The 26,807-nt window shown below is 69.5% G+C and carries 24 protein-coding genes; 17 read left to right on the top strand and 7 right to left on the bottom strand.

Annotated elements, in window-relative coordinates; all coding sequences use genetic code 11:
• The first annotated feature begins 228 nt into the window (after window positions 1-228).
• Both AAH991_RS08945 and AAH991_RS08940 read left to right on the top strand, forming a co-directional pair.
• Window positions 229-1,887: a serine/threonine-protein kinase gene (locus tag AAH991_RS08945; protein WP_346225283.1), complete on the top strand. Its 1,659-nt coding sequence runs from the start codon at window positions 229-231 to the stop codon at window positions 1,885-1,887.
• A gap of 42 nt (window positions 1,888-1,929) precedes the next feature.
• Entirely contained in the window at window positions 1,930-3,102 is a 1,173-nt protein-coding gene (locus AAH991_RS08940) for an acyltransferase family protein (RefSeq protein ID WP_346225282.1), read from the top strand.
• Window positions 3,103-3,157: 55 nt separating this feature from the next.
• On the opposite strand, the gene AAH991_RS08935 is transcribed toward AAH991_RS08940, so the two are convergent.
• The 5 genes from AAH991_RS08935 to AAH991_RS08915 are packed head-to-tail and all read right to left on the bottom strand — an operon-like array spanning window position 3,158 to window position 5,763.
• Complete coding sequence (locus AAH991_RS08935; RefSeq protein ID WP_346225281.1) at window positions 3,158-3,703, bottom strand: hypothetical protein; 546 nt, start codon at window positions 3,701-3,703, stop codon at window positions 3,158-3,160.
• Between the two features lie 5 nt (window positions 3,704-3,708).
• Complete coding sequence (locus tag AAH991_RS08930; RefSeq protein WP_346225414.1) at window positions 3,709-4,086, bottom strand: DUF6545 domain-containing protein; 378 nt, start codon at window positions 4,084-4,086, stop codon at window positions 3,709-3,711.
• A 28-nt stretch (window positions 4,087-4,114) separates the two neighbouring features.
• Window positions 4,115-4,795, bottom strand: a complete 681-nt coding sequence (locus AAH991_RS08925) for a hypothetical protein (RefSeq protein ID WP_346225280.1) — start codon at window positions 4,793-4,795, stop codon at window positions 4,115-4,117.
• On the bottom strand, window positions 4,792-5,283 hold the full coding sequence (locus AAH991_RS08920) for a hypothetical protein (RefSeq protein ID WP_346225279.1): 492 nt from the start codon (window positions 5,281-5,283) through the stop codon (window positions 4,792-4,794). The genes AAH991_RS08925 and AAH991_RS08920 overlap by 4 nt, the downstream gene beginning before the upstream one ends.
• A gap of 51 nt (window positions 5,284-5,334) precedes the next feature.
• The gene (locus tag AAH991_RS08915) at window positions 5,335-5,763 is read right to left on the bottom strand and encodes a helix-turn-helix domain-containing protein (RefSeq protein ID WP_346225278.1); all 429 of its coding nucleotides are present in this window, start codon (window positions 5,761-5,763) and stop codon (window positions 5,335-5,337) included.
• Between the two features lie 510 nt (window positions 5,764-6,273).
• Between AAH991_RS08915 and AAH991_RS08910 the strand changes: the two genes are divergently transcribed.
• From AAH991_RS08910 to AAH991_RS08840, 15 genes are all read left to right on the top strand, one after another.
• A complete protein-coding gene (locus AAH991_RS08910; protein WP_346225277.1) occupies window positions 6,274-7,329 on the top strand; it encodes a ParB/RepB/Spo0J family partition protein in 1,056 nt (351 codons plus the stop codon).
• A gap of 467 nt (window positions 7,330-7,796) precedes the next feature.
• Window positions 7,797-9,434: an AfsR/SARP family transcriptional regulator gene (locus AAH991_RS08905; protein WP_346225276.1), complete on the top strand. Its 1,638-nt coding sequence runs from the start codon at window positions 7,797-7,799 to the stop codon at window positions 9,432-9,434.
• The gene (locus AAH991_RS08900; protein WP_346225275.1) at window positions 9,422-10,660 is read left to right on the top strand and encodes a sensor histidine kinase; all 1,239 of its coding nucleotides are present in this window, start codon (window positions 9,422-9,424) and stop codon (window positions 10,658-10,660) included. Before AAH991_RS08905 ends, AAH991_RS08900 begins: the two co-directional genes overlap by 13 nt.
• Window positions 10,620-11,312 (top strand): response regulator transcription factor, encoded by a 693-nt coding sequence (locus AAH991_RS08895; protein WP_346225274.1) that lies wholly within the window; start codon window positions 10,620-10,622, stop codon window positions 11,310-11,312. The genes AAH991_RS08900 and AAH991_RS08895 overlap by 41 nt, the downstream gene beginning before the upstream one ends.
• 104 nt (window positions 11,313-11,416) lie before the next feature.
• Entirely contained in the window at window positions 11,417-12,850 is a 1,434-nt protein-coding gene (locus AAH991_RS08890; RefSeq protein ID WP_346225273.1) for an alpha/beta fold hydrolase, read from the top strand.
• A 197-nt stretch (window positions 12,851-13,047) separates the two neighbouring features.
• Entirely contained in the window at window positions 13,048-13,173 is a 126-nt protein-coding gene (locus tag AAH991_RS08885; RefSeq protein WP_346225272.1) for a lasso RiPP family leader peptide-containing protein, read from the top strand.
• Between the two features lie 111 nt (window positions 13,174-13,284).
• Window positions 13,285-13,410 (top strand): lasso RiPP family leader peptide-containing protein, encoded by a 126-nt coding sequence (locus AAH991_RS08880; protein WP_346225271.1) that lies wholly within the window; start codon window positions 13,285-13,287, stop codon window positions 13,408-13,410.
• 182 nt (window positions 13,411-13,592) lie between these two features.
• Window positions 13,593-15,389, top strand: a complete 1,797-nt coding sequence (locus AAH991_RS08875) for an asparagine synthase-related protein (RefSeq protein WP_346225270.1) — start codon at window positions 13,593-13,595, stop codon at window positions 15,387-15,389.
• A 38-nt stretch (window positions 15,390-15,427) separates the two neighbouring features.
• The gene (locus tag AAH991_RS08870) at window positions 15,428-15,685 is read left to right on the top strand and encodes a lasso peptide biosynthesis PqqD family chaperone (RefSeq protein ID WP_346225269.1); all 258 of its coding nucleotides are present in this window, start codon (window positions 15,428-15,430) and stop codon (window positions 15,683-15,685) included.
• Window positions 15,682-16,110, top strand: a complete 429-nt coding sequence (locus tag AAH991_RS08865) for a lasso peptide biosynthesis B2 protein (RefSeq protein ID WP_346225268.1) — start codon at window positions 15,682-15,684, stop codon at window positions 16,108-16,110. Before AAH991_RS08870 ends, AAH991_RS08865 begins: the two co-directional genes overlap by 4 nt.
• Window positions 16,097-16,855, top strand: coding sequence for an ABC transporter ATP-binding protein (locus AAH991_RS08860; protein WP_346225267.1), 759 nt, complete (start codon window positions 16,097-16,099; stop codon window positions 16,853-16,855). Before AAH991_RS08865 ends, AAH991_RS08860 begins: the two co-directional genes overlap by 14 nt.
• Window positions 16,855-19,440 carry an ABC transporter permease gene (locus AAH991_RS08855; protein WP_346225266.1) on the top strand — a complete coding sequence of 862 codons (2,586 nt, stop codon included), beginning with the start codon at window positions 16,855-16,857 and terminating at the stop codon, window positions 19,438-19,440. Before AAH991_RS08860 ends, AAH991_RS08855 begins: the two co-directional genes overlap by 1 nt.
• Complete coding sequence (locus tag AAH991_RS08850) at window positions 19,440-21,179, top strand: ABC transporter ATP-binding protein (protein WP_346225265.1); 1,740 nt, start codon at window positions 19,440-19,442, stop codon at window positions 21,177-21,179. Before AAH991_RS08855 ends, AAH991_RS08850 begins: the two co-directional genes overlap by 1 nt.
• Before the next feature lie 80 nt (window positions 21,180-21,259).
• Window positions 21,260-24,241, top strand: coding sequence for a type 2 lanthipeptide synthetase LanM family protein (locus AAH991_RS08845; RefSeq protein ID WP_346225264.1), 2,982 nt, complete (start codon window positions 21,260-21,262; stop codon window positions 24,239-24,241).
• Between the two features lie 155 nt (window positions 24,242-24,396).
• The gene (locus AAH991_RS08840; protein ID WP_346225263.1) at window positions 24,397-25,089 is read left to right on the top strand and encodes a class I SAM-dependent methyltransferase; all 693 of its coding nucleotides are present in this window, start codon (window positions 24,397-24,399) and stop codon (window positions 25,087-25,089) included.
• Here AAH991_RS08840 and AAH991_RS08835 read toward each other — a convergent pair.
• Window positions 25,065-25,982, bottom strand: a complete 918-nt coding sequence (locus AAH991_RS08835) for an aldo/keto reductase (RefSeq protein WP_346225262.1) — start codon at window positions 25,980-25,982, stop codon at window positions 25,065-25,067. The genes AAH991_RS08840 and AAH991_RS08835 overlap by 25 nt on opposite strands.
• A gap of 77 nt (window positions 25,983-26,059) precedes the next feature.
• Window positions 26,060-26,740 carry a TetR/AcrR family transcriptional regulator gene (locus tag AAH991_RS08830; protein ID WP_346225261.1) on the bottom strand — a complete coding sequence of 227 codons (681 nt, stop codon included), beginning with the start codon at window positions 26,738-26,740 and terminating at the stop codon, window positions 26,060-26,062.
• Window positions 26,741-26,807 lie beyond the last annotated feature (67 nt).

Here is a 26,807-nt window from a genome sequence, read left to right as displayed (position 1 = left end):
CTCTTGTCATCCGGTTGAGACTTACTTGTGAACCGCGTGTTACGCGGGATGAACTGCGCGGATGCCGGCAGGGCCCGCGCGGCCGGGCCTTCCGGCTCCTGCCACGACGGCTGAGGCCGATTCGCTGCCGGGTGACCTCCGGATATGACAGGATCCGCCTGGTTGATCGACATACCGACGGCATCGTGGGGGAGCGGGACGAATGCGGGAACGGCCGGAGCCGATCACGTGCGGCCGCCGCGCGTGACGAACCGCGTCGTGCCGCCGCACCCCCTCGACCCCGGTGATCCCGAGCGGATCGGCGACCACCGGCTCGTCGGCGTCCTCGGCGAAGGCGGCCAGGGCACGGTCTACCTCGCGCGGGACGCCTCGGGAGCCCAGGTCGCGATCAAGGTGCTGCACGCCAGGGCCGCCATGGACGCCACGAGCCGCCGCCGCTTCCTGCGGGAGGCGGAGACGGCCCGCAGGCTCGCCCCCTTCTGCACGGCCCGCGTGCTCGACGCCGGGTCCCATCACGGGCGGCCGTACATCGTCACCGAGTACATCCCCGGGCCCTCGCTGGCGACGGCGGTCGCCGAGGACGGCCCGCGTACGGGCAGCGGGCTCCACCGCCTCGCCGTCGCCACGCTGACGTCCCTCGCCGCGATCCACCGGGCCGGGATCGTGCACCGCGACTTCAAGCCGGGCAACGTGATCCTCGGCCCCGAGGGGCCCGTGGTCATCGACTTCGGCATCGCGACCGCCGCCGACCACACCGTCAGCGGGGGCGGCATGGCCGGCACGCCCGCCTTCATCGCCCCCGAGCAGCTCGCCGGGCAGCGGCCCGGCCCCGCCTCCGACGTGTTCAGCTGGGCCGTGACGATCGCGTACGCCGCGACCGGGCGCCTGCCCTTCGCCGGGCCGACCGTGCCGGCCATCCTGATGGCCATCTCGGCCCGCGAGCCCGACCTGTCCGGCGTGCCCGCCGACCTTCGCCCGCTGCTGGAGGCGGGCCTGGCGAAGGATCCCGCCGCCCGGCCCGCCGCCTCCGGCCTGCTGCGCGCCCTCACCGGCGGCGGCGACGCCGCCGCGGTCACCCGGCCGGCCGATTCAGCAGCGGTGCCGCGGCCGGACGAGCAGGCTCAGACGGTCGGCTCGGGCGCCGCGATCGCCGAAGGCCGCCCGAGGCGGCGGTGGGCCGTGGGGCTCGCGGCGGGCGTGACGGCCCTGCTCGTCGCGGGCGGAGTCCTCCTGCTGTACGTGCCCCGCGACGGCGACGAGGCGGTTCCTCCGGGCGGCAGCCTGCTGTACGGCGACGACTTCGGCGAGCGGGGCAACTGGGACGGTTACACCTTCGATCCCGGCGCGACCGGCGACCGGCGCACGACGCGCGGTTACGAGATCGAGCGCGGTGTCTTCACGGTCCGCGCCGACCGCTCCGGCCCGGTCAACACCGCGCTGTCGCCCGTGCCCGCCAAAACCGACGCCGCGGCCGGGCGCGACGTGCTGGTCGGCGTGACGGCCGAGCTGCGGGAGGGGGCGGGACAGGGCGGCTTCGGGCTCGTGTGCCGGTGGGACGAGGACGCCCCCAGCGGATACGCGTTCCTGCTCGGGCTGGACGGCACCGCCCGCGTGGTGCGGCAGTCCGGGGGGACGCGTCTCGACGTCGTGCCGCCGGTGAAGGCGGCCCCGCCGCGCGCCGGGCGCGCGGTGCGCCTCCAGGCCGCCTGCCGGGGCTCCCGCCTCACGTTCTGGGTCGACGGCACGCGCGCTCTCGACGCCGAGGACGCCCAACCTCTGCCGCCCGGCCCGCACCACCAGGCGGGGATCCTCGCTCGCGTGCCCGAGGCCGGGAGCAGCGCGGTCACCGTATCGTTCGACGATTTCAGCGTCCGCAAGGCGAATTGACCCGGGGGATCACGTCCCCATTTATCGCCTAAAGTCACCTGAATGGCATCAAACCGCTCCCGGCTGGCATGGCTGGACGCCTTGCGGGGGGTCGCCGCTCCGGCCGTGGCGCTGCACCACTCGGCCTGGACCTTCGTCCCGGCCGTCTGGGCGGAGGTCGACCGCAGGGTCGACGTCGGCACCTGGGGTGTCTTCGTGTTCTTCCTGGTCAGCGGGTACATCATTCCGGCCTCGCTGGAGCGGCGGGGCGACCTGCGGGCCTTCTGGACCGGCCGGGCCTTCCGGCTCCTCCCGCTGCTGCTCGCCGCGCTCGCCCTCGCGCTGCTCCTCGCGTACGCCGGGGTGTTCGAGACGTCCCCGGGTCTCGACAACCGGCCACCGCCGCTCGTCGCGCTGGCCAACCTCACGATGCTGCAGGAACTCCTCGGCGTCCCCTCGGTGATCGGCGTGATGTGGACGCTGTCGTACGAGATGGCGTTCTACCTGATGACGGCGGGGCTGTTCGCCGTACGGCAGGCACACAGGCCGGCGCCGATCGCCGTGGTCCTCGCGGTGGCGGCCGTGCCGCTCGGGCTGCTCATGCCGCACGCGACGATCAACGGCGGCGCGGACCCGGCCGCCGCGATCCTGGGCGTCGCGGTGGTCCTGGTCATCGCCGTGACCATGCTCGCGAACGGGCGCCTCAGGACGGCTGCCGCGGTGATCGGCGGCCTTCTCGGCCTGGCCCTGGTCGTCCTCGGCAGCAGGATCGGCGCGGGCCAAGGGCTGGTCATCGCGGCCATGATGTTCGCCGGGACGGCCGTCCACCGCGCGGAGCGGGGCATGCTCCGGTGGAGGTGGGCCGTCGCCGCCCTGCTGACGGTCCTCGCCTGCGGTGTCCTGGTGGCGCGCGAGCCCGCCTGGGCTTCGGCGGTCCTGCTGGCGGCCGGGTTCTTCGTGCTCGTGTTCGCGCTGCGGCGCCGGTCGTTCCCCCGGTGGCTCGCATACCTCGGGGTGATCAGCTTCTCCCTGTATCTGCTGCACCCGCTCCTGCTGCGGGCCGTCCCGAACCTGCCGGTGTTCTTCCTCGCCCTGCTGGTCCTCGGCCATGTGGCGTACCGGCTCGTGGAGTCCCCCGGCCAGCGCCTCGGCCGCCGCCTGAACACCAGGCGCGGCGCCGCCGCCGGGTCCGAAGCCGTGCGGGGTGAGCGGGGGCGCCTGCCGGACGGTGCGTGAGCCGCGGCGCTCGCGGTCAGAGGAGGACGGCGAGAAGGAGCCGCGGCGCCTGCGGTCAGAGGAGGACGGCGAGGGTGAGCCACGTGGCGGCGCCGCCCGCCACCGCTCCCGCGACGGTCTGGGCGGCGGTGTGATCGCGGATGACCACCCGGGACCAGGCCAGCGCCGCCACCAGCACGGCGCCGGCCGCGTAGACCGGAACCGGCGGCAGGACCCATGCGAGCATCACCACGCCGCCCGCCGCCACCGCCGTGTGGAAACTGATCTTCCACCAGAGCGTGACCGGGCCGGTCACGGCCAGCGTGGTGAGCATTGCGGTTGCGCCTGCGACCATCAGGCGCGGAGCGCCGAGCAGGACCATCAGGGCCAGCGCGGCGACCACCAGGACGACGATCAGGCCGATCAGTTTCGGCCGCTGGGCACGGTCCCTGACGTGCTTGTCGCCCAAGCGGCCCGAACGGACGCCCGCCAGGAGCACCCCGAGGGGAATCCCCCCGCACAGGGCCGCGGCCAGCGCACCCCAGGCGACGCCCGACCAACCGCTGCTGACCGCGCCCACCAGCAGCGGCAGCACTATGACGATGTGCGCGGGCGCGAACACTTCGGTCAGTCCGCGGGCGAAACGGTTCTCTCCTTGGCGACCTGCTTGCACGCCGCTGCGACCTGCCGAAGCCACTGGGTCTCCCTTTCGATGTCACCGGCGAAGTCCGGTCCCGGAATGCTTCCGGACGGCACGCTCTGCCCCTGTTCCGGACGGCTCGCCCGCAACGCTGACGTCACCCATGCCGCCACCTCCCGTGGATCTTCGCTCGCCGGCGCCGGCATGACGGAGGTGAGTGACAGCATCCCGTCACGGATCTCAAGCACACGCCTGTAGAGCCGGAACCGAAGCGGACCGTCCATGTCCAGCGCGATGTCCGGATACCGGCCGATCAATGCCTTCCACAGCGGACGTAGTTCGTGCAAGGCACGGGCCTGCCGGATAAGGACCGACGCCGCCCGCGAGGCCGGGCTACGTCCCTGCTGTCATCCCCACAACGCACAGCAGGAACGTAGCCCGATGGAAGAGCGCCCACTCCTGGGCGCGCGCATGAGCCCACAACAAATTGATCAGGTTGACCACCATGACATGGCCGCGGTTGAGGACGCCCGCGAGCATGCCGATCGTGGACAGCACCAAACCCAGGCGCAGCAACGGCGCAGCCAGGCGGACGTAACCGGCGGACATCCACGCGGCCACACCGAGGCAGTACATCAGCCAGAGGTCGAAGACGGTGAGATAGACACGGCCGGCCGTCGAGGTGAGACCCGGCGCGTAGGCGCCGTCGACCCAGTAGATCCGGCCGCCCCGGACCGCGAACATCACGGTGAGGGCGGTCATGACGATCACGGCCGGCGGCCAGGCCCAGTACGTCCGGGATATGCGGCTACCCCGGCCGATCACCTCGACATAGGCCAGGAGGCACGTGGCCGCGGTGAGGCCGCTCAGATGCCGGCACAGTGTCGCCCACTCCATCCGGGTGGTCGCGTCCAGCCATGCCACGACCGGTTCGGCGGAGAACACCCGGGAGATCGCCAGCCAGAAGAACGCCCCCCAGAGCGGCCGATGCCGGTGGGAACGCCGTGCAGAGGACAGGCGAAGCAGTGTGACGCTCCACAGTAGGACGAGGGCCGCCCAGTCGACGATGCTCATACGGGGTATCGTCCGCCGTATCCAAAGGTCTGTTCGATGATGCGCAGCCCATGATCGCCCTCGGAAGGCCACTCGTTCGCCCTCATCAAGATAAGTGTCGCGAGTGCCTCGGCCTCGCGTTCCTCACGCGCTTCGTACCGGGTACGGGCGGCGACCGCTCCTATCGCTCCGACAGCCGGCCTCATGAGACGGGACAGGACTTCCTCCACGTCCCCGACCTTGCCGTGGTTCAGGAGCATATGGCTCACTTCGTGTAGCACTATGTTGATCCGCAGCACACCCACTGCGCCGGGAGCGACGAAGATATGGTCGGCCTTGCGGGTGGCGATCCACAGGCCGGAGACGACGCTGGTCGCTTCGATGGGCAGGTCGTGCGTGTGCAAGCGCCTGTCGCGGATGCGCTCGACTTCCTCCAGGTACGTCTCGAGTCTGAACGGGACGGGAATCCGGGCCGATTCCAGGGCGGCCCGTAGCTCAGGGGATGGCAATGGCTCGGACCTCTCGAGCGGAAGGTGCTTGCGCTCTCGTCTCGCCGGCACCTAAGCGTCGTGGCGGTCGTCAAGTTGCTCGGCCGCGCGCATGGCCTCGACCATGGTCGCGATGGCGTCGATGGACAGCGGGGACAGCCCGGTCATCCGCTCGGCGACGTTCAACACGCCGAGCGCGTCGAGATCGTCCAGGACCTTGCGCGGCCGCTGCTCCTCCGCGCGCGTGGGTGCGCGCTCCGATCGCGGCGCCGGTTCGCGAGGGACGTCCTCGCCCGCCAGCCACCCCACCGTCGTGCCCAAGAGCCCGGCGAGTGCCTCCATCTGCTCCAGAGTGGGATTGACCCTGTTGCCGTTGCACAGCAGACCGATATAGACGTGTGAAATCGGCGTGCCCGCTCTGCGGAGTGCTCGGGCCGCTTCCCGGTTTGACAGCTTCTTCTGCCGCAACGCCTCGGTCAGTCGCTCGGCCAGAGTGGCCACCCTCTCTATCCTCCCTGTTTCGCCGTCGGTCGTCGTGTAGAGAATTTATATAAGTTATCAAGAACGGGGACGAAGGTTGACAATATCCTGCTTGCGTTGTCCAATGTCGTCGTAGAGTGTAAACCAGCAACGACCACGTCGCACCTCCCGTCTGTCACCGGTTAACGCCTCTTCTGGAGCCTTGGCTTTGATTACCGCGACGCCGGCAGCGGCATCCTGCAAAAGGCATCGCCTGTATCAGTTCTAAGGGGGACCGTATTCCGGTGTGCGATGATCCACGAGGTTCGGCCGCAGGAGCGACTGGCCTGCGGTCTGACACGGCGACCGCTCGTTCATGGCGCGGGCGCGTCCGTTTGGACGTTCGGAGGCACCGCCGCAATCGTGCGAACGGTTGCCGGGAGTCGTGCGCCATTCGCGAAACCGGCTGCTCGTGACGTGCTCGGGGGAATTCACGACGGGGTGGCCGCCGGCGCTTCAAGCATGAGGAGGGGGAGAATTTTGGCTGCCCGGATGCCGGCCAAGGCATCGGAAGCGTCCAAGATGGAGGAGAAGGAGCCGAGGGAGGACCTGATATCCAAGCTGTCGGCAGTCGAGACCGTCCCCGTTTTGACACTGCTACCGGCGGACTCGCCGCGGAGCGACGGCGAAGATCTCGACCACGTCCGTCTGCTCTCTGAATCGGACACCGCACTGCCCCCGGTGATCGTGCATCGGCCCACCATGCGGGTCGTGGACGGCATGCACCGGTTGCGGGCAGCGGTGCTGCGTGGGCAGGAGACCATCCAGGTCCAGTACTTCGACGGCGACGAACGTGACGCCTTTCTCCTCGCGGTGAAAGCGAACGTCGCTCACGGGCTTCCGCTCTCCGCCCGCGACCGGGCCGCAGCGGTTGCCCGAATCCTGCGCTCGCATCCTCATTTGTCCGACAGGGCCATCGCCGAGATCGCCGGACTCTCGGCCAGGACGGTGAGAAACGTCCGCCGTGACGCACTTCCGGGGGACGATCAGCCGTCGGAACGGCTTGGGCGTGACGGCCGGGTTCGTCCGCTGGACAGCTCCGCCGGCCGAATCCGCGCGGCCGCACTGCTCGCGCGAGAGCCGCAGACATCCCTCCGGGAGATTGCGCAGAAGGCAGGGATATCACCCAGCACGGTGCGGGACGTTCGCGACCGTCTGCGGAGAGGGGAAGATCCTCTGCCGAGTTCGTTGCGGTCGTCCGGAGCGGTGCCCGGAGCGGGGGACCGGGAATGGCCGGACTCGCCGGCTGCCACGCATCCGGATACGCCAGGGCGGCAGGCTCTGGCTCGAGCGAGACACGACCGGGATCGGCCTTCGCCGCTGAGCACTCTGATCGGGGATCCGTCTCTCCGGTCAGGGGAGCGGGGCCGGCAACTCCTTCGCATTCTCAGCGTGGGCGCTTCCCTCGCGCCGAGCCGGGACGAGTTGATGGAGGCGATTCCCGAGCACTGTGTCGGCCTGGTCTGCGAGGTGGCCAAGGAGAGCGCCGCGGCCTGGACGGAGTTCGCCGAACGCCTCGAACGCAGAAGCGAGCGATGCAGGGTGTGAGCAGAAGGCTGAGACGCGCCGTGTGCGATTGCGGAGATTCAGCAGTTGCACACAGTGCCTCGATGCGTCCTTTGAAGCGGTTATCGGCGCCACGGCTCACACTCAGGAGCAGGCATTGGGTTGACAGATGTGATTTTCGTGGAAACCATGGCAATCGGGAGATCTGTCAGCTGAAGTGGCGATTTTGTTCGCGGGGCGGCACGCGCTGGTGAATGGAAACGCGACTTTCCTGCTTCTCCCCGGGGGCGATACTGCGCGCTGATGGAACGACCGGCTTTTTGCCGGTCCACGGTGGGACCATTAATGCGAAGGATGAATTCGTTATGGGGGAAACGTCCGCGTCGATGTCCTATGGAATTTTGGGGGCTGTAGCACTCTGGAGGAACGGCGGAGAGGTCAGGCTGGCCACCAGACGTTCGCGCGCGGTCATGGCGCGCTTGCTTCTGTCTCCGAACCGGCTGGTGAGCATGACTGCCCTCATCGAGGGCCTGTACGGCGGGCATCCGACCAAAAGCGCTCGGAACCAGGTCCAGCGTGGCGTCGGTGAACTGCGCAAGCACGGCGTCTCCATCATCGAGCGCGACGGTTCCTACATGATCGACACAAGCCTGGACGCCGTCGACGCGTGGGAGTTCAAGAAGCTCACCGAACAGGCGAGCGCAGCCGTCCCGCCGGCCGACAAGGCGACGCTCCTGTGGCGTGCGCTGCGCGTCTGGCGGGGTCCGGCGCTGGGCGACCTGGACAGCGACGTCTTCCGGGCCGCGGCCATCGAGTGGGAGGAGCGACGTCTGACCGCCCTGGAGGCCCGCGTCGACGCCGAACTCGCTCTCGGAGGTCACGGCGAGATCATTCCCGAGCTGCAGCGCCTGGTCATCGATCACCCTCTGCGGGAGAGCTCACATGAGCGGTTGATGCTGGCCTACTACCGCGCGGGGAGACCGGGCGAGGCACTGACCGCGTACGCCGAACTCCGTACGAACCTCGCCGAGGAGCTGGGCATCGACCCGTCGGCCGATGTCCAGCGACTCTATGAACGAATCCTCCGCCAGGAACCCGTCCCGATTCCGCAAGGGTCCGTGCCGCGGCAGCTTCCCCGCAGACCTTGGAGGGTCATCGGCAGGCATGGCGAGTTGACGAGAATCCGGGGAGCACTGGAGACCGGCAGCCGTGTGGTGGCCGTCGTCGGAGCCGCCGGGTCGGGGAAGACCACTCTCGCGCTCGAGGCCGCCCACGAGGTGGCGAGCATGTTCCCGGACGGACACTTGTACATCACCAAGCCGGACAACGCGCTCCCGGCGATCCTGCGAGCCCTCGACGGTGGGTATGTGCCGAACCGGGGGGAGGAAGGTAGCGCGCGCATGCAGACGCTGCTGGCCGGCAGACGGGTCATGATCGTGCTGGAGGACGTCACCAGTGCGGCGCAGATCCGTCCCGTACTTCCCGCGAGCAGTGAATGCGCGTTGATCGTGACCAGCTCGTGCTCGCTGATGCCGCTCCGCGACGCCGTCCAGGTGACCCTGGCCGAGCTGCCCTTCAGTGACGCCTGGACCCTGCTTGCCGAGAGCGTGGGCGCGCGTCGCCTGGAGGCCGAGCCCGACGCCACGAGGTATGTGCTGGAGGTGTGTGGGGGATTGCCCTTGGCGCTGGACATCGTCGCCGCCAAACTGGCCGCCAAACCTCACTGGAGCATCGGGCGCCTGGCTGCCCGCCTGCGGGATCACGACGCGCTGCTGGACGAGCTCCGGCACGACGACCTCCACCTCCGTGTCGCGCTGGATCGTGGCTACCGCACTCTGTCCCCCGACCTGCGAGTCCTCCTGCGCGTCATCGGTCACCACGGAAGCACCGAGATCTCCGCTCGGGAGGTGTCCCGAATCGCGGGCCTTGCGCTGACGGAGACGGAACGACGCCTCGAAGCCCTCGCCGAGGCGAAGCTCCTCCACGTGAGGGCTGGTGAGGGGGGTGGCCTCAGGTACCACTGCACTGCGATGATCCTCGCGCATGCCCGGGAGAAGGCGCTGGCCGAAAGCCCCGCCGCCGAGCTCGTCGCGAGCCTTCCTCGGCTGCGGCACGCCCGCCCAGACGGAGCGCCGTGCCCTTCCTAGCGCCTCCGGAGGCGCCGGCATCGCGGCGGTCCGGCGCGCGGAGAAGGCCGACCGGCCGGCTGGGCCCACCGCGGGTCGCCGACGTCGCGCTGGTCCTGCTCGCATGGCTGCTCTCGCAACCCGGAGTGGGCGCACACGCGGGCCCGGCGGGCCTCGCCGTTCAGTTGTTCGCCAGCGCGGTGGCCTCGATCGCTCTGCTGTGGCGACGGGAACGCACCTTCGCGGTGCTGGCCGTCAACCTCGTCTGTGTCCTGTCGATCACCTGCTACTCGCCGCACCCCGTGCTTCCCGGTGCGTTCGCGGTGGCGCTGTATTCCACCGGACGGCACCTGCGGGCCCGTCTCGCCTGGCCCGCGGCCGCCGTCGCCGGTCTGTCCTACTCCGGCGTGCTCGTCGCCCTGCACAGCATGGACATGGCGATCCTGAGCCGCGACGCCGGCGGGCGGTTCTCCACCGCTGTCGTCTTCGCGGGTCTGCTGCTGATCCCGATCCTGCTGCTGGTCGCGGTGGGCCAGGTGATACGGCTGCGCCATGAGCTGAAGGAGCGGAGCAAGGAGGCGCTGGCGACGGCGGCCGTGCGGGCAGAACGGGCGCGCATCGCGCGGGAGCTCCACGACGTGGTGGTGCATCACGTCACCACGATGAGTGTGCTGATCGGCGGGGCACGCGTCACTCTAAGGAACGATTGCGCGGCTGCGGAGGACGCGCTCACGAGGGCCGAGACGAGCGGGCGGGACGCTGTCGAGGAACTGCGGCACCTGCTGCACGTGCTCCGCGCGGAGGATGCCCGGCGGCCCCATACGGAGGATCACGCGGCCGGTGTCGACGCCCTGCCCAACCTGGTACGCCGCCTGAGGGAGACGGGGCAGAAAATCGGGCTGGATGTGATGGGCAGGCGCTTCACCCTCCCCGCTTCGACGGAACACGCCGTGTATCGGATTGTCCAGGAGGCACTCACCAACACCCGCAAACATGCCGGGGGCGCCGATGCCTCCGTCGTTGTGAGATATCGCCCTGATTCGATCGAGGTGAGGGTGTCCGACAGCGGTCCGGCGGTGAGAAAGCCCGGCACGAGGAACGCGGCCATGACCGGGGGCCTGGGATTGATCGGGATGGCCGAGCGGGTCGCCCTGTGTGGCGGGGAGTTGCATGCCGGGCCTACAGCGGAGGGAGGGTTCCACATTCATGCGCGCATTCCCGTCGATAAAGGTGCTCGTCGTCGATGACCAGGCCCTGGTCCGGATGGGGTTCCGTATGATCCTCGACGCCCAGGAGGACATCACGGTCGTTGGCGAGGCGCACGACGGTGCCGACGCGTATCGGTTGAGCTGCGAGTCCTCCCCGGACGTGGTCCTCATGGACGTCCACATGCCGAACGGCACCGACGGGATCACCGCGACGAAGCGGATCACGGCCGAACTCCCCGGCGTACGGGTTCTGGCGATCAGCACGTTCGATTTGGATGAGTATGTGATGGACGCGCTACGGGCCGGGGCCTGCGGCTTCATGCCGAAGGACATCTCGCCCGAGGAACTGGTGCAGGGGATACGAGTGGCGCACCGCGGGGACGCGGTCGTGGCGCCGAGGCTGCTGACCCGGCTCATCGAGACGTTCGTCCGGGTGCCGCGCGTGTGGCGGCGGCCACGTCTGGAGGGGGTTACGGAACGCGAGCGCGAGGTGCTGACGCTGATCGCCCGCGGCTACTCCAACGCGGAGATATCGGCCGCCTTGCGGGTAGCGGATTCGACCTTGAAAAACCACGTGACCAGCCTGTTCGCCAAGATCGGAGCGCGTGATCGGGCTCAGGCCGTGATCGTCGCCTACGAGGCGGGACTGGTGAAGCCGGGGGAGCACGCTCCCACCCAGAGCGGTCCCTAGGAGCGTGCTCCCAGAGACGATTCCTCTTCCGGAGTGAGGACATCCGGGCCTTCGGCCGTGATCCTGAAGAAGTCCGCACGTCGTGACGACTTCGAGGAGGGCGCATGCGACCGGTGGCCGTGGGGTGTTCCCTGGTCGTGGCGGCGTCCTGCGCCTGTTCGCCGGGGGTGCGCCCGTCCCTTTCGTGGCGTCCCTGCTCCCAAGCCCGCACCGTGTATTGCGCGACCCTGCGAGTGCCGGTCGACTGGGCACGTCCGCACGGCGGGACGATCACGCTCACGCTGGCCAAACTCCCGGCCTCCGATCCGGCCCACCGCATCGGGGCCGTCCTCGATGTCCCGGGTGGGCCCGGGGAGTCGGGCGTCGACGCACTGAGCAGGCTTTCGGCGGCTCATCGGGCGATGCGCCGGCGGTTCGACGTGGTCAGCTACAACCCGCGGACCAACGTCGCGCAGGCCATCCTGCCGCGCGCCTGTACCCGGCCAGGGCCGTCGCTCACCGACCCCCGCACCCGCGGCGCCTATGCGAGGCAGGCCGCGGTTCTGGACAGAAGCGTCGGCGACTGCCGCCGGGCCGACCGCAGCGGCCTGCTCGCGCACCTGGACTCGATCTCGATCGCCAGGGACATGGACGCGGTTCGCCGGGCTCTCGGACAGGAGCGGCTGACGTTCGTGGCCAGATCGAACGGCGGAGTGCCGATGACCGCCTACGCCCGGCTGTTCCCACAGCATGTCCGCGCGGCCTACTTCGACGGAGTGCCCGATCACGTCGACGCGTGGAGTGATTCCGGCGCGATGTGGCTGACCGGCACGGAGAAGGCGTTCACCCGCTTCGCCTCCTGGTGCGCCGCCACCGCCGCCTGCCGGCTGCACGGCAGGCCGGTCCGATCGCTCTGGCGGGCGCTGCTGAAGCAGGCCGGCACCGCTCCCCTGCCGGTGAGGTCGGGACCCTTCCGCGGCCGGAGGCTGACCGCATGGCATCTCAAGATCAGCGCTCCGGTCTTCCTCGTCGACGCCGCTTCCGACCGCACCTCCTGGAAGGCGTTCGCGGAGGCGATCGACAGGGCGCGTCACGGGGACGGTTCCGGTTTCGGCGACACGAGCTTCGGGATGTCGCAGATCTGGACGGCACCGGTCAGCCTGGCGATGCAGTGTGCCGACGGTCTCTGGGGCAGGACGGGCTACGCGGACCTGCGCAGGAGCCGCCGAGCCGCCGAGAGATCGTCGGCCGACTTCGGAAGCGTCTCCTTCACCACCATCGCGTGCACGGGCTGGACCACCCCTGTCGTCAATCCGCCCCGGCCGCTGGCCGGCGGACGGCTGCCGCCGTTCCTCGGCAGTGGTAGCGATCCCGGCGACTACGAGACCACCCGCCGCCTGCTGCGGCATGTCCCGGGCTCGGTGACCATCCACTACGACGGTCCCGGTCACGTCTCCTACCTGAACGGGACAGCGGGTGGCGCATGCGTCGTCGGGCACCTCGTCCGCTACATCGAAAATCTCCGGCTCCCCCCGCCCACTGCCGTCTGCCGGCCCTGAAACGCCCGGGCGTGCTCCCGAATTCGCGCGGCGGAAAACGCGAAGTGGTCGGAGAACGCGGCGGAGGAATCGGCGGGGAAGCGCCGGGGAATTCTCGTGGGGCAGAGTTTGATCTGTCCGAAGGGCCGCGGCCGAAGAAAGGATTCATCGGCCGTGATATCCAATCGATGCGCCGCCGGCGCACGAAAGGGGAGAACATGAACGAGCAGAAGGCGCCTTACGAGGCTCCGGCTGTCGCCGAGGTCGGCGACTTCTCCGAGCTGACCCAGCTCACCAACCGCGGTAAGTGGGCGGACAGCATCTGGGGCTACTACTGGGACTGAGTCGGGCGTAGCCGCACGTCGTGATCGATCCGTCCTGGGCGGTGGCCGACGAGACGACTCATCGGCCCTGACGTCCGGGTGATGCGCCGCCGGCGCATGAAAGGGGAGAACATGAACGAGCAGAAGGCGCCTTACGAGGCTCCGGCTGTCGCCGAGGTCGGCGACTTCTCCGAGCTGACCCGGGATGCCCTCCGCGGTAAGTGGATCGACAGCATTTTGGGCTGGTACTGGCTCTGAGCCGGGAGTAGCCGCATGGCGTGATCGATCCGTCCTGAGACGGCGGCTTCCGACGGCGCACATGCCGTCGGAAGTCGCCCTCCCCCGGACCAAAATCGTGTGGGCGTACTCCTCGCGCCGGTCCGCTCGCGGAAATGTCGAGGCGTACGAGTGTTATTCGATTTGGGACTGGAAGGCTGGCTATGGAATTCGTCGTTCTGCCCGACAGTCCGGCGGCGAACGAAATCGAGGACCTGCTTCCCGCATCGCTGCGTGAAAAGGTCCTGAGACATCCCTCCGGCCGTCCCTGGCTGGTGGGCCGGTGGCGCGACGCCGACGTCGTACTGGCCGAGTCCCCGCACGGGGGGATCGCGCTCCTGGGCACCTCGGCCGTCGCCGAGGAAGACCTGTCCGACCGGCTCCGTCGTCTGCGGACCGTCCGGGACCTCGACGCGTTGAGCAGGTCGATCTCCGGTTCCTTCCATTTGATCGGATCTGTCGGCGGGCAGGTGCGGGCGCAGGGGACCATCTCGACCGCCCGCCAGATCTTCTACGGCACTGTCCTGGGCGTCACGGTCGCGGCGGACCGGCCGCAGACCATCGCACAGCTGACCAGCGCGTGGATCGACGAAGAGCGTCTGGCGCTGCACCTCCTGACTCCCTTCGGCGCCCCTTGGCCGTTGAGCGAGAATTCGCTCTGGAAAGGCGTCCGAGCGCTACGGCCTGGCTGCTATCTGCGTATGACCTCGGACGGAGCCGGGAACGTCGAGCCCTGGTGGGCCCCGCCGGCGCCCGAAGTATCCCTCGCCGACGGAGCAGGGATGGTCCGCGACGCTCTGCGGGCGGCGGTGGCGGCACGCAGCCACCGGGCCGAGACCATCAGCTCGGACTTCTCCGGCGGAATGGATTCGACCGCCCTGTGTTTCCTCGCGGCGGCGAACCCCGGCCGCCTGGTGACCGTGCACTACGAGGCGGCCGGTGATCTCAACGACGACAAGGTCTGGGCGGATCGGTGCCGAGCCGAACTCCCGCACGCCGAGCACGTGGTCCTGTCACGCGGTACGGGACCGGCGTTGTACGCCCCGCTGTCCACGGCCCGGCTCGACCTGGAAGGGCCCGTCCCGCTCGCCCGTCCTCGCGCGCGGCTCGAACACGTGCTGAAACTGGTCGCCGATATGGGCTCCACGCGACACATGCAGGGCTCCGGCGGTGACGAGCTGTTCCACACGACGACGACGGGCGTCTACACCATGTCGCGTCAGACACCGTGGCGATCACTTCGCCACATCAGGTCGGCCAGGGCCCGGTACCGCTGGAGCCCGAGCGACACGATCCGGCGGTTCTCGACCATGAAGCCGTATCCCCGCTGGCTCGCCTGGAACGCGGACCAGATCGACGACCAGCGGCTGTGGGGCGACGAGACGGGCTGGGAGATCGTCCCCCGGATGCCGCCGTGGGCGACCGAGGACGCGGTACGCACCGCTCGCCGGCTGCTGTACGAACTCGCGGAGGAACAGCCCGCGCCCTTCTCCGCACTGCCGGTCCAGCATGAGATGGTCCGGTCGGTCCAGGCGACGGGCTGGAACATCCGCGGGGTCTCCCGAATGGCCGAGCAGTTCGGGGTTTCGCTCGAGGCCCCGTACCTGGACGACCTCGTGCTCGACGCGGCTCTGTCGGTCCGCCTCGAAGACCGGCTGTCGACGGCCCGTGCGAAGCCCGTCCTCGCCGCCGCGATGCGGGGGTTGGTGCCGTACGTCCTCGACCGGCAGACCAAGGGCGACGGGAGCGCCGAGTTCTACGAAGGGCTCCGGATGCACCGGCAGCGGTTGTGGGAGATCTGCGGGGATTCCCATCTGGCCCGCATGGGGTTGATCGATCCCGGCGGTCTGCGGTCCGTCCTCTTCGAGGAGCACGCGGACGCGAGGCCGTTCATGCCGTTCGACACCACGCTCGGGGTCGAACTGTGGCTCAGGTCGCTATCGGGAGAAGCGATCGGATGAGTGTGGAACGCCGTCCGGACGGATTTCAAGGAGTTGGGATGACCTGGCATCTGCCGTCTCACATCACGTTCACGCAGACCAGTACCGGCGCGGTGCTTCTCGACACCCGGCGCGGACGGTACTGGCAGATGAACGACACCGCCGCGCTGGTCATCCGGCACCTCACGGAGGAGGAGGGCGTCGAGTCGGCGCTCGCGGATCTCCGTGAGCGCTATCCGGAAGCGGCCGGAGATCTGGCGGCGGACGTCCATCGCATGCTGGAGAAGCTCGAGGCGGCCGAGTTGGTGGTCCGATGAGCCCGAAGTTGGTGACGCTCGAGACGGCGGAGCGGCCGCCCTGGCGTCTGCGCCCGCCCGCGCTGCTCGCCATGGGCCTGGCCTGGCCGCTGGCTCGCTGCAGCCCGTACCGGCTGAGGCGCCTTCTGGAGATCTTCAGCCGCGGCGCGCGCCCGGCCACGGAACACGAGGCGGAGCGCGCGCGAGGGGCGGTCGTCGGCATGGGCATCCGGCTCGCCGGCCCGCGCTGCCTCGAACGGTCCATCGCGACGGCCCTGCTGTGCCGGCTGAGCGGCGGCTGGCCGGAGTGGTGCACGGGAGTCAGCACGCATCCGTTCGAGGCCCACGCCTGGGTCGAGGTGAACGGAAAGCCCATCGGTGAGAACCCGGCGGAGATCGCTCACTTCTTCGTGACCATGAAGGTGGCGGTTCATGACGCGCGCTGAGACGAACACTGTGGACACGCGGGCCGCCGTCCGCCTGGAAGAGGTGACCCACGTTTACGGTGAGGGGCAGACGGCGGTGGTCGCGTTGAAGAACGCGAACTGGAGCTTCGCCTCCGGCACCTTCACCGCCGTCATGGGTCCTTCCGGCTCGGGCAAGACGACCTTGTTGCAGTGCGCGGCGGGACTGCTCGAACCGAGTTCGGGATCGGTCTACCTGGGCGACACCAAGCTGACCGGCCTGCCCGAGAAGCGACTCGCCATGATCCGCCGTGAGCGGGTCGGGTTCGTCTTCCAGTCCTTCAACCTGATGCCCGCGCTGACCGCGGCGGAGAACATCACGCTTCCCCTGCGCCTGGCCGGTCGCTCCGCCGACGAGGACTGGATGAACGCCATCGTCAGTCGCGCCGGCATCGCCGATCGCCTCGGCCATCGTCCGCACGAGCTGTCGGGCGGGCAGCAGCAACGGGTGGCCATATGCCGGGCGCTCGTCACGAAACCCGGGATCCTGTGCGCCGACGAGCCGACCGGGGCCCTCGACAAGGCGTCCAGCAGGGCGGTCCTGTCGGTGCTGCGCGAGACCGTGAACGACCTCGGCCAAAGCATGATCATGGTGACGCACGATCCGGTGGCCGCCGCGTACGCGGATCAGGTGCTCTTCCTCGTGGACGGCGAGATCGTCGACGTGATGGACGCCCCTACACCGGAGCGCGTCGCCGGCAGCCTGACGGGCATGGTGGGCGACTGATGCTGGGCGTCGCATGGCGTACTTTACGGCGTCAGCCGGGGACGCTCGCCGGCGCGTTCCTGATGATCGTCATCGGTGCCGGCCTGATCAGCGCCTTCTCGGTGATCCAGGGTTCGGCGGCCCGTTCCGAGGCGCCGGTCGAACGGTACGCGGCGGTCCCCGTCGTGGCGGGAGGCGCGCCGGGCCTTTTCACCGCCGAGGCGGTGAAAAGCGTCGAGGCGTTGCCGGGGGTACGCGAGGTCGTGCCCGAGCTCACGTTCACCGCGGTCGTCCTGAACCGGCAGGGGCAGCCGGCGCTCGACCCGGCGACGATCGCTCAGTTCGGTCACGGGTGGACCAGCGCGAAGCTCACGCCGTTCTCGCTCATCGAGGGCCGGAGCCCCGGATCGGACGACGAGGTGGTCCTGGACCGCACCTGGGCGGAGGCGGCCGCGGTGTCGCCCGGCGGCAGGGTGACGGTTCTGGTCGCCGGGATCCCTCGCGAATACCGCGTGGCCGGGATAGCCGAACCGGACCGAGCCGCGCCGCTGCGCTATCAGAGGACGCTCTTCTTCACACCGGCGCAGGCGGCGAAGGCGGCGGCGCACGGCGCCGGCAGAGCGGACGGTCTCGGTGTCTTCGTCACCCCCGGCGCCGATCCGGCGGCGGTGGAGGCGCGGGTCCGGGCGGCGCTCGCCGGCGAGATCCGGGGCGACACCCCGGGTCCCGCCGACCTGCCCACCCTGCGGGTAGCTTCGGGGACCGCCCGGGGCGCGCTGGAAGCCAGCCTGCCCGACGATCGGACCACCGCCCAGACCATGGGGATGTTGATGGTGATCGTCGCATTCATGGCGATCACCGTCATCAGCGGCGCGCTGATCACGTCCGTTCGACGTCGAGCGAGACAACTCGCCTTGCTGCGGGCGATCGGCGCCACCCCGGGGCAGATCAGGCTGCTGTGCCTGGCCGAGGCGTTGCTGCTCGGCGTACTGGGCGCCCTTACGGGAAGCGCGCTGGGGCTGGTCCTGGCAGAGGTGCTCGCCGTGGCTCTGAGGTCCCGCGGGATCTTCAATCCGGCTTTCCGGGTTGTCTACGATCTTCGGCCGATCGCGCTGGCCGTGCTGATCGCCGTTCTGGCGAGTCAGGTGGCCGCCTGGTTCGCCGCGCGTGCCGCTTTGAAGATCAGGCCCGCTGAGGCGTTGACGAACGCGTTCGCGTCCATCGGAAGACGGGGTGGCGTCAGGACCAGGGTGGTGCTCGGGCTTCTGTCGCTCGCCGGTGCGGGCGGCATACAGGTCCTGGGCATGGCAGGCCTGATGCCGCCCGCTCTGCGCGGCGTCTACGGCGTGGCGGCGAGCGGCCTCGTCATGATCGGCATCGGGCTCATCGGCTCATGGATCGTGTTCGGCATGGCGTTCCTGGCGCGCGTCCCGGTAGGAGCGCTCTCTCCCGTCAGCGGCTACCTGGCCGCGGCGAACACACGGTTTCAGCACCGCCGGTACGCCGGGGTCGTTGCTCCGCTCGCCGTAGGCGTGGCGATCGCCGGATGGGCGCTCAGCAGTCTCCCGCTGTACACCCTGAGCACCACGGCGGAGGCCGCGGCACGGATCGACGCGGACTACATCGTTCGGACTCCGCTCGTGCGCGACACCTACATCGGCCTCGACGAGGAGTTCCGCAAGAGGGCGGCGGCGGTCCCCGGAGTCACGGCCACGGCCGGATTGTGGGACGCGTGGGCACAGGCCACGTCGCTTCGGCAGGGCTCCGACAGGTCGGTCCAGAACGCCGCCTCCACGTACGCGACCGTCGCGACGGGCGCCCCCAGCCGGCTGCTCGACCTCCAGGTGTTGCAGGGAGACCTGGCGAAGGTCGACGCCGGTCTCGGCGCCGCGGTCGGCGCCTCCTACGCCCGGCAGCGCGGCATCGCGCTCGGCGACCAGGTGGAGGTGCGCATCACCGGAGCGTCGAGTCCCGTCGTCCTCCCTGTGGCGGCCGTCTTCGGCCTCGACAAGGGAGGCCAGGAAGGACTCGTCCTCCCCGGCCGTGCGCTTGCCGCTCACATGGCCGAGGTGCCCTACAACCGGATTCTGGTCGGCACCGGATCAGGTGCGCGGCCGGATGTCCGCAGGGCTCTCGAGGACATCGCCGGTACGACCACGATCGTCAAGGTCGAGGACAAGAAGGAGTTCCAGCAGGAGTACGTGAGAGAGCGCTCGGCGAACACCTCCAACATCGGGATTCTCGCCGTGGTTCTGGTCGGTGGGTTCCTGCTTCTGGCGGCTGTCAGCGCGCTGGTGCTCAGCGCGGCCGACCGCGCGGCCGAATTCACTTCACTCCGGCAGGTCAGCGCGCTACCCGCGCAGATCACCCTGATGATCGTCTGGGAGATGGTGCTGACCGTCGTCCCCGCCTGGCTGCTGGGTGTGGCGGCGACTGTGTGGATGGCGTTCCTCATGTCCGGTGGCGATGCCGGGGCGACCGTGAGAGCCCTTCCCCTGGCCGCGTTCGCCGCCTTCGGAGTGCTCGCGTTGGTCACGGCGATCGTCGGGTGCCTGATCACGGCTCGTTCCGCGATGCGCGGCACGGACAAGGAGGCGACGATTTGATGAGCGCCAAGGAGGCCCGTATGCGGGGCGAGGTCCGGCGGCTTCTGCTGGAACATGTCCGCCCCCACCGGCGTGCCCTCGCGGTGGGAGGAGTCCTGGGGTTCGCGGGAACGGCGACGGGGCTGGCGCAGCCGCTCGCGGCCAAGTGGGTCATGGACTCCGTCGGCGCACGGGGACCGGTCTGGGGTCCGGTCGTGGTCCTCGCCGGCCTGGTCGTCCTCGGCGCGGTCGCGGCGGGTGCGGGTACCTATCTCCTGGAACGAACGGCGGCGGGCGTGGTCCGCGCCGCCCGCGGGCAACTCGTCACGCGGATCGTCCGCCTGCGTGTCGACGCTCTCGACCGGCCCGGTGACCTGATCTCCCGGGTCACCTCCGACACGACCTTGCTGAGCAGCGCCGCCACGCAAGCGGTGGTCAACTCCGCCAACGCGCTCGTCATGTTGATCGGCGGGATCGTCATGATGGCCGTCCTCGACCCGATTCTTCTCGGCATATCGGGGGCGGTCCTCGTTCTCGCGCTCGGTGCGGCGAGTCTTGTCATGACCCGGATCTCCCGTGCCCAGGAAGGTGTGCAACGGGCGGTCGGTGACATCGGGGCCGCCCTGGAACGCGTGCTCGGCGCCTTCCGCACCGTGAAGGCGAGTGTCGCGGAGGACAGAGAGACATCGAAACTGCGGGCCGCCGTGGACGAGGCGTGGAGATTCGAGACGAGTACGGCGAAGTGGAACTCCGTCGCCAGGGGATCCGCGGGGATCGCCGTCCAGCTTGCGTTTCTCGTCGTGCTCGGCACGGGCGGAGCGCGGGTCGCCGCGGGCGATCTGGGTGTGTCGTCCCTTGTGGCGTTTCTGCTCTATCTCTTCAACCTGAGTCAGCCGATCTCGACGCTCGTCCAGAGCGCCACCGAGTTCCAGTCGGGTGTCGCGGCCGTCCGCCGCATGCGTGAGGTTCAGCAGATGCCGGCGGAGGCGGTGGCCGCGGCCGCATCCACAGTGGAGCCCGCATCTCGTCCGCCCGCCGGTGCGAGCTTCCGCAACGTGTCCTTCGGCTATCGCGCGGACCCGGTGATACATGACGTCTCCTTCGAAATCCCTCCGGGAGGCGTCACCGCGTTCGTCGGCGAGTCGGGCGCCGGCAAGACCACGCTCTTCTCACTTCTCGAGCGTTTCTACGAGCCCACCTCCGGGACGATCTCGATCGACGGCAGGGACGTGGCCGACTGGCCGCTGACGGAGTTGCGCGGCCAGATCGGCTACGTCGAACAGGACGCACCCGTGCTCGCCGGGAGTCTTCGCGACAACATCTGCTACTCGGCCCCCGGCGCCACCGAAGAAGAACTGTGGCAGGCGCTGGCGAAGACGAGACTGACGGACTTCGTCACCGGGCTTCCCGCCGGCCTCGACACCGAGGTCGGTCACAGGGGAACGACGCTGTCGGGGGGCCAGCGGCAACGGATCGCGATCGCCCGGGCTCTGCTGCGCCGCCCGCGGATACTCCTGATGGACGAGGCGACATCCCAGTTGGACGCCGCCAACGAGCTCGCGCTGCGGGAGACGGTCACGGAGGTGGCCAGAACGGCGACGGTGATAATGATCGCTCACCGCCTCTCCACGGTCATGGACGCGGACCGCATCATCGTCCTGGAACGGGGACGGGTGAGAGCGCAGGGAAGGCACGCACAACTGCTCCGCGGTGACAGCCTCTACCGGGAACTGGCCGGCGCACAGCTCCTGGCCGGCTGAAAGATGCGAGACCGTCTTCCCGTATCCGCGGCGCCTGCGCGGCGAGAACGACCGCAACTCGCTAGACAGGAGAGGTGTCCATGAAGCCGGCGGCAGAACCCGGATCCGTACGCCGTGCTGCGGCGCCGGACGGCACGGCGCTCGCATGGATGGGGGATATCGAGCGGATGATCCTCGCCCCCGCCCCCGCGAGGCTGCCCGGCCTCCCGGTGCAGGTCTACGGGGATCTCTACGAGAGGGTCCCCTTCGAGGGGTTCATGGCGAGACTCGCTCATCACTACGGACGTGTCCTGAAAGAGGCGGCGGACCGGCACCCGAGGAGTTCTGCCATCAGGGGCATGCTGACGACGGCGGCGTGGGCCTCCCTGATCCGGAACCTGGTCGGAGACGTGCTGTCCGTCTGCCACCACACGCTGATCGTCGACATGCATCTGGCGCGCGCCAGGGGAGAACTCGCCGGTGCGACGCCGCAGGAGAGGTACGCCCATTACGACTCGCACATGTTGCGGGACAGGCGGTATCTCACGTCGCTCTTCGCGAACTACCCGGTTCTCGGCCGCACCCTCGTGCGGTGCGCGCACAACTGGGTGAGGAACAGTGTCGAACTGCTCGACCGGCTCGCGGCGGACATACCCCTTCTCCGTCAGGAAGGGATCGTGCCGGACGACGAGTCGCGGGTCCTGCGGATCCAGACGGGACTGGGGGATCCGCATCACGGTGGCCGGTCCGTGGCCCAGGTGACCTTCACCGACGGCGGCCGGGTCGTGTACAAACCGCGTCCTCTCGACGCCGAGGACCTGTACCGGCAGGTCATCGCCCAGGTCAATGCCGCCAGGCCCGAACTCGGCCTGCGGGCCATGAAGGTGGTCGTACGGGGCGAATACGGCTGGTGTGAATTCGTCGAGCACGAAGGGGCTTCCGGTCACGACGGAGTCCGCGACTTCTACCGGCGTGTGGGGGCATGCGCCGCCGTACTCATGTATCTCGGCGCCGCCGACATGCACATGGAGAACCTGGTGGCCAACGGGGACTTCCCCGTTCCCATCGACCTCGAGACGATCGTCCAGCCTCCCGCCGTCGCCGGGACGCCCGTGGGGTCGGCCGAGGACGTGGCCTTCGCCCTCCTCGGCGACAGCGTCATGGCCACGGGTCTGCTGCCCAGGCGTACCGGTCCCGGGGACGGAATCAGAGGCGGTGTCGACAACAGCGCGATCGGCGGCGGGGTGAGGAGAGGCATCTCCGTGAAAGCACCCCGCCTCGTCGAACCGTTCACTGATCTGATGCGCGTTGAGACAGCGGAGACGGCGCTTCCGGCCTCCCGGAACCTTCCCTTCCTGCGGGATCGCGAATCGGACGGACAGATCGATCCCGGAGACCACATACCCGAGATGCTCGCCGGATTCCGGGACGCCTACGACGTCATGGCCGGCGACAAGCCGGCTTTCGCGGAGCTGCTCCGACGGTCCGCGGGCACGGTGATCCGCTACCTCGTCAGGCCGACGCGCGTGTACGGCCTCCTGCTGTACGAAGGCCACCAGCCCAGGCACTTGAGGGACGCGCTGGACGCCGAGAGGCTCACGGACGTGTTGGGGGATCTCGCCGAGGGACGCCCAGAACTGTCCGAGGTCGTGGAGGCCGAGCGGCGTTCCCTCCTCGCTGGAGACGTCCCCAGTTTCCAGACCACGCCTTCCTCCACGTCGCTGCGTATCGGTTCCGGGGCCAGCGTCGAGAACTTCTTCGCCGAGCCCGGCCTGGCGGCGGCCGAACGGAGGTTATGGGCGTTCGGCGAGCAGCACCGTGCCGCCCAGTTACGAATTCTCACGGGTGCGCTGAGCACGTTGCCGCGCGCTCGAAGCGGGACCGGGGCTGCCATGCCGAGGCGGGGTGAGTCCGGGGAACAGATGGCAAGCTTCGAAACCACCGCGAGAAGGGCGGTCCGCGAGGTGGCGCGGAGCGTGATCCAGGGTGTCGGGGACTGCACGTGGATCGGCCTGATCGCGGACAGTGTGCCGGAAGAAACGCTGGATTATGGGCCCCTTCCGGCGCGCCTGTATGACGGGCTGCCTGGAATGGCGCTCATGTTCGCTTATGCCGCTGAGGTCCTCGATGAGGAGGAATATCTCACGCTGGCGGTGCGCTGCATGCGCCCGGTGCTGTCCGATCTCGGGCGGGACTTAGGCGATGGCCGCCCGAGGCAGGTGGGTGCGTACACCGGAATCTGCGGCACGCTCTACGTTCTGGATCACCTCGCCGCCGTGTCCGGACGGACGGAGTATCTCGATCTCATTGGGCGGTGCGCGCCCTACCTGTACAAATGCCTGGACGGATCTCATCCGCCGGATGTGGTGACGGGGTACGCCGGAGCGGCCGTGGTCTGCGCGGAGCTGTACGCGCGACACGGATTCGCCGAACTGCGGGATTCGGCCGTCCTGTGCCTCGAACGGTTGGCGGCGGGCACGGCGGTGAGACAAGCGGACCCAGCCGGCTTCGGCTTCGGCGCCGCCGGAATCGGCTGGGCACTGCTCAGCGCGGGCCGGCTCGTCGCCGACACCGCGGCCATGGACACGGGCCTACGGATGATCACTGAGGTGGGCGCCGCCCGGTCTGACGCCGACCGGGGAGGGGCGGCTGGAGGACAGGAAGCGGGTGGCGGAGCCGGATGGTGCCGTGGCGACACCGGAACGGCCATCGCCTGCCTCCTGGCGCATCGCCTGTCGCCACACCCTGGTCTCCTGCGGGAGGCGCGTCGTTCGCTGACGGCCGCGTGTAGCGCCGACTTCATGGATTCCTCCCTATGTCACGGGCATCTGGGCCGCCTGGACCTGCTGGGACTCGCCGCCGAGGCGTTTCCCGAGGAGGAGCGCTGGGGCGAACTGCGATCGCGTGCGCTGGAGGCCCTCGCCGATGAGACCGGCGCAGGCGGAGGTGTCACTTCGTTGCCGGGAGACGACGCTCCGGGGTTGATGCGGGGAAAGGCAGGAGCATGCATCTCGCTTCTGAGATCGGTGGCCCCGGCGAAGGTTCCATCAGTTCTTTGGCTGGCAGCGCCGGCGGGACCGTGACCATGCACCAGCGGCCGCTCGCCGGTCGGGATCTCCGAGAGGGAAGGACGTCGATGTACGGCATCGAGGATCGGTTACGGCGTCGGGAGCTGTTCGACCAGGACGCTCTCGGCTACCACTCCTCTCGGCCCGGGTACCCCCCGGAGCTGTACGAGATGCTCGAAGAAGCCGGGGCGCTGCACCCGGGTGCGCGTGTCCTGGAAATCGGTCCGGGAGCCGGCCAGGCCACGCGGGAACTGCTGAACCGCGGTGCCGAGGTCATCGCGGTGGAAATGGGTGCCAACTTCGCTGCTCGCCTTCGCGCCGAACTCGCCGGACATCGGCTGACGGTCGTCGAGGGAGACTTCGACTCCCTGACCGGGATGCGGGAGGACTTCCGGCTCGCGGTCTGCGCCGCGAGTCTGCACTGGCTCGACAGCGCGACCGCGATCCCGCGGATCGCGGCGCTGCTCCGTCCGGGCGGCTGGTTCGCCGCCTGGTGGACGATCTACGGTGACCCGACGAGGCCGAGCGTGTTCCGTGAGTCGCTCGACGGCGTCCTCCGCCGGCATCGGCCTGCCGGCGGACTCAAGGGGGCCCGTGAGCCGCTCGACCATGACGCCTGGATCGAAGAGCTGAGCACCGCCGGTGTTTTCGACGACATCAGAGCGGAGATCATCCGTTGGGCGGCCGTGATGTCGGCGGAACAGACGGCCCGGTTGTACGGCACGTTCGCCGTCGTCCGGGAACTCCCCGAAAGTCGTCGGGAAGCGCTGCTGCGGGACATCGCGCAAGTCGTCGACGATCTGGGGGGACACGTGGTCGAGCACTTTCTCACCCCTGTCTACCTCGCGCGTAAGGCACCCTGAGGCGCCTCGGTGAGCGCGTCCAGGCGGGCCATGTCCTCGTCCGTGAGGCGCAGCGCGGCGGCGGCGACGTTCTCGGCCAGGTGATCGGGGTTGCCGGTGCCCGGGATGGCCAGGACGTGCGGCCCCTGCCCGAGCGTCCAGGTCAGCCGCACCTGCGCGGGGGTCGCCCCGCGCGCTGCGGCCACCGCGCGCACCTCGTCCTGGTCCGTGCCGCTCGCCCCCGACTCGCGGCCTTCCCCGGCGATGGCATAGAACGGCACGAACGCGATGCCCTGCTCGCCGCAGGTGCGCAGAAGCTCCCGGCTGCGCGTGACGCCGACGCCGTACCGGTTCTGCACGCTCACCACGGGGGCGATCGCCTGGGCCTGCGCGAGATGGGCGGGCCGGACGTTGGAGATCCCGAGGTGCCGGATGAGCCCGGCCGCGCGCAGCTCGGCGAGCGCCCCGAAGTGCTCGGCGATCGAGTCGAGCCCCGGCTGGCGCAGGTAGACCAGGTCGAGGTGGTCCCGGCCGAGCTGGCGCAGGTTCTCCTCGACCTGGCCGCGCAACTGGTCGGGCCGGGCGAACGGCAGCCACTCGCCGGACGGGTCCCGCCCCGGGCCCACCTTCGCGGCGATGACCAGATCGTCCGGGTACGGCGCGAGCGCCCGGTTGATCAGCTCGTTGGCCGAGCGCAGCCGGGAGAAGTAGAACGCCGCCGTGTCGATGTGGTTCACGCCCAGGTCCACGGCGCGCCGCAGCACCGCGATCGACCGCTCGCGGTCGCTCGGCGTGCCGAGATCGAAGGCCGCGCTGCCCGTCAGGCGCATGGCGCCGAACCCCATCCGGTTGACCGTGAGGTCGCCGAGCTTCCAGGTGCCCGCCGCGGCCGCGCTGATCCTGTCTCCACCCATCCCTGCAGAGTGCCACAAACCCCCGTGAACCGGCCGAAGCTACGAGGAGGGCGGTTGCGGGTGCCCGGAGCGGCCGCCTACAGATCCATCAGGTCGGCGAGGCCGTCCATGCAGGCGGCGAGCAGGGTGGAGCCGTCGTGGCCCATCCCGGCGAACTGTCCCTGGACCTCCAGGCTCACCACGCCCTGGAGCTGGGCCCAGGCCATCACGGTTCCGGCGAGAGCGGTCGCGGGGTCGCCCTGCGGGGCGAACGCGCGCACCCATTCGGCCACCGCCGGGGTCTCCTCCAGCCACCGCAGCATCTGGTCGCGCAGCCCTTCGGCACCCGGACGGCAGCGTCCCCCAGCGAACACGGGAAGGAGGGGCGCGAGCACATTGCGGGCCCGCAGCACGCTCTCCGGGGGCGCCTGGTAGCCGGGCGAGGCGGTGCCGGCCAGCAACTGGAACAGGCGCGGGTTGGTGACGGCCCACTCGCGGAAGGCCCGGGCCAGCGCGTGCAGCCGCTCCCGCGGCGCTCCCTCGCGTACGGCGGTGCGTACGGCCGCGCCGACCTCGTCGAAGCCCTCCAGGATCAGCTCGGTCAGCAGGTCGTCGCGGCTGCGGAAGTACTTGTAGATCGCCGGACCCGTGACGCCGAGCTGCTTGGCCACCGCATTCAGGCTGAGCGCCGCGGCCCCGCCCTCGCCGATCTGCACGAGAGCGATCTGCTTGATCTCCGAACGGACCTGGTCCCGGTAGCGCTGCCGCGGCGTTGACATCCCCTCATTATGGTGAGCCCCTCTCAACGACGCCGCCGTAGACGGACCCGGCCGGCCCCGATCGGCG

Origin of the sequence: Microbispora sp. ZYX-F-249 (genome assembly GCF_039649665.1) — a bacterium.
Taxonomy (GTDB): Bacteria; Actinomycetota; Actinomycetes; order Streptosporangiales; family Streptosporangiaceae; genus Microbispora; species Microbispora maris.
Note: the sequence above shows the minus strand (reverse complement) of the source record. Positions and strands in the feature narration are given on the sequence as shown.

What these genes read in the sequence shown, in the direction of transcription:
- AAH991_RS08940 (WP_346225282.1), top strand. Translation starts at nt 1,930, where the DNA reads ATGGCATCAAACCGCTCCCGGCTGGCATGGCTGGACGCCTTGCGGGGG.
- AAH991_RS08925 (WP_346225280.1), bottom strand. Translation starts at nt 4,795, where the DNA reads ATGAGCATCGTCGACTGGGCGGCCCTCGTCCTACTGTGGAGCGTCACA.
- AAH991_RS08910 (WP_346225277.1), top strand. Translation starts at nt 6,274, where the DNA reads ATGCCGGCCAAGGCATCGGAAGCGTCCAAGATGGAGGAGAAGGAGCCG.
- AAH991_RS08905 (WP_346225276.1), top strand. Translation starts at nt 7,797, where the DNA reads ATGACTGCCCTCATCGAGGGCCTGTACGGCGGGCATCCGACCAAAAGC.
- AAH991_RS08895 (WP_346225274.1), top strand. Translation starts at nt 10,620, where the DNA reads ATGCGCGCATTCCCGTCGATAAAGGTGCTCGTCGTCGATGACCAGGCC.
- AAH991_RS08890 (WP_346225273.1), top strand. Translation starts at nt 11,417, where the DNA reads ATGCGACCGGTGGCCGTGGGGTGTTCCCTGGTCGTGGCGGCGTCCTGC.
- AAH991_RS08885 (WP_346225272.1), top strand. Translation starts at nt 13,048, where the DNA reads ATGAACGAGCAGAAGGCGCCTTACGAGGCTCCGGCTGTCGCCGAGGTC.
- AAH991_RS08880 (WP_346225271.1), top strand. Translation starts at nt 13,285, where the DNA reads ATGAACGAGCAGAAGGCGCCTTACGAGGCTCCGGCTGTCGCCGAGGTC.
- AAH991_RS08875 (WP_346225270.1), top strand. Translation starts at nt 13,593, where the DNA reads ATGGAATTCGTCGTTCTGCCCGACAGTCCGGCGGCGAACGAAATCGAG.
- AAH991_RS08870 (WP_346225269.1), top strand. Translation starts at nt 15,428, where the DNA reads ATGACCTGGCATCTGCCGTCTCACATCACGTTCACGCAGACCAGTACC.
- AAH991_RS08865 (WP_346225268.1), top strand. Translation starts at nt 15,682, where the DNA reads ATGAGCCCGAAGTTGGTGACGCTCGAGACGGCGGAGCGGCCGCCCTGG.
- AAH991_RS08860 (WP_346225267.1), top strand. Translation starts at nt 16,097, where the DNA reads ATGACGCGCGCTGAGACGAACACTGTGGACACGCGGGCCGCCGTCCGC.
- AAH991_RS08855 (WP_346225266.1), top strand. Translation starts at nt 16,855, where the DNA reads ATGCTGGGCGTCGCATGGCGTACTTTACGGCGTCAGCCGGGGACGCTC.
- AAH991_RS08850 (WP_346225265.1), top strand. Translation starts at nt 19,440, where the DNA reads ATGAGCGCCAAGGAGGCCCGTATGCGGGGCGAGGTCCGGCGGCTTCTG.
- AAH991_RS08845 (WP_346225264.1), top strand. Translation starts at nt 21,260, where the DNA reads ATGAAGCCGGCGGCAGAACCCGGATCCGTACGCCGTGCTGCGGCGCCG.
- AAH991_RS08840 (WP_346225263.1), top strand. Translation starts at nt 24,397, where the DNA reads ATGCTCGAAGAAGCCGGGGCGCTGCACCCGGGTGCGCGTGTCCTGGAA.
- AAH991_RS08835 (WP_346225262.1), bottom strand. Translation starts at nt 25,982, where the DNA reads ATGGGTGGAGACAGGATCAGCGCGGCCGCGGCGGGCACCTGGAAGCTC.
- AAH991_RS08830 (WP_346225261.1), bottom strand. Translation starts at nt 26,740, where the DNA reads ATGTCAACGCCGCGGCAGCGCTACCGGGACCAGGTCCGTTCGGAGATC.